The sequence below is a fragment of the Xanthobacter sp. BG11Y11_SDJG genome (genome assembly GCF_057364445.1).
Map to the genome: position 1 here is coordinate 1 of NZ_JBNFNU010000665.1, position 1,350 is coordinate 1,350.

1 pseudogene is annotated in these 1,350 nt (G+C 74.0%); it reads left to right on the top strand.

Annotated features, from left to right (window positions below):
- A pseudogene (gene mutS, locus AC2W7M_RS25565) lies at nucleotides 1-1,350 on the top strand (DNA mismatch repair protein MutS); the annotation flags it as partial.

Here is a 1,350-nt window from a genome sequence, read left to right on the forward strand (position 1 = left end):
CGCGCGCTGGCCGCAGTGGACGCGGCGCTGGCGGCGCGCCTGTCGGCGGCGCTCGCGGACGAGCTTCCGCCGCACCGGCGCGACGGCGGCTTCGTGGCCAAGGGCTATGACGGCGACCTCGACGCCACCCGCGCCTTGCGCGACGAGAGCCGGCGCGTGGTGGCGGCCCTGGAGCGCCGCTATGTCGAGGAGACCGGCGTCAAGTCTCTGAAGATCCGGCACAATGCCGTTCTGGGCTATTTCGTGGAGGTGACCGCGCAGAACGCCGACCGGCTGCGCGAGCCCGCCTTCGCCGCCGTGTTCGTGCACCGCCAGACCATGGCGGGGGCGGTGCGGTTCTCAAGCGTCGAACTCGGCGAACTGGAGAGCCGCATCGCCTCCGCCGGCGAGCGAGCGCTGGGCCTGGAGCAGGCGATCTTCGATCGCCTCGCGGCCGAGGTGGTGGCGGCCGCGCCCGCCATCCGCGCCGCCGCCGAGGGCGCTCGCCGAGCTGGATGTGGCCGCGGGCCTCGCCGAGCTTGCGGTGTCGGAACGCCATGTGCGCCCGCGCATGGAGGACGGCGCGGCGTTCCGGATCGAGGGCGGGCGGCACCCGGTGGTGGAGCAGGCGCTCGCCCGCGACGGCGGCCCGTTCGTGCCCAACGACTGCGACCTCTCCCCGCCGGACGGCCAGGACGACGGGCGCATCGTCCTCGTCACCGGGCCGAACATGGCGGGCAAGTCCACCTTCCTGCGGCAGAACGCGCTGATCTGCGTGCTGGCGCAGGCGGGCGCCTTCGTGCCGGCGCGCGCCGCGCGCATCGGCGTGGTGGATCGCCTGTTCTCGCGCGTGGGCGCGGCCGACGACCTGGCACGCGGGCGCTCCACCTTCATGGTGGAGATGGTGGAGACCGCCGCCATCCTGAACCAGGCCACCCATCGCTCGCTCGTCATCCTGGACGAGATCGGCCGCGGCACCGCCACCTTCGACGGCATGTCGATCGCCTGGGCGAGCCTCGAGCACCTGCACGAGGTCAACCGCTGCCGGGCCTTGTTCGCCACCCATTTCCACGAACTGACCGCGCTCTCCCAGCGCTGCCGGCGCCTCGTCAACGCCACGGTGAAGGTCACCGAATGGCAGGGCGACGTGATCTTCCTGCACGAGGTGGTGCCGGGGGCGGCGGACCGCTCCTACGGCATCCAGGTGGCCAAGCTCGCCGGCCTTCCCGAGGCGGTGATCGCCCGCGCCCGCGCCGTGCTGGCCGAGTTGGAGGCGGCCGAGCGCGCCTCACCGGCGCAGAAGCTGGTGGACGACCTGCCGCTGTTCGCCGCCGCCCGGCCGCTGGCCACGGCGCCGGCCGCGCCCGCCGG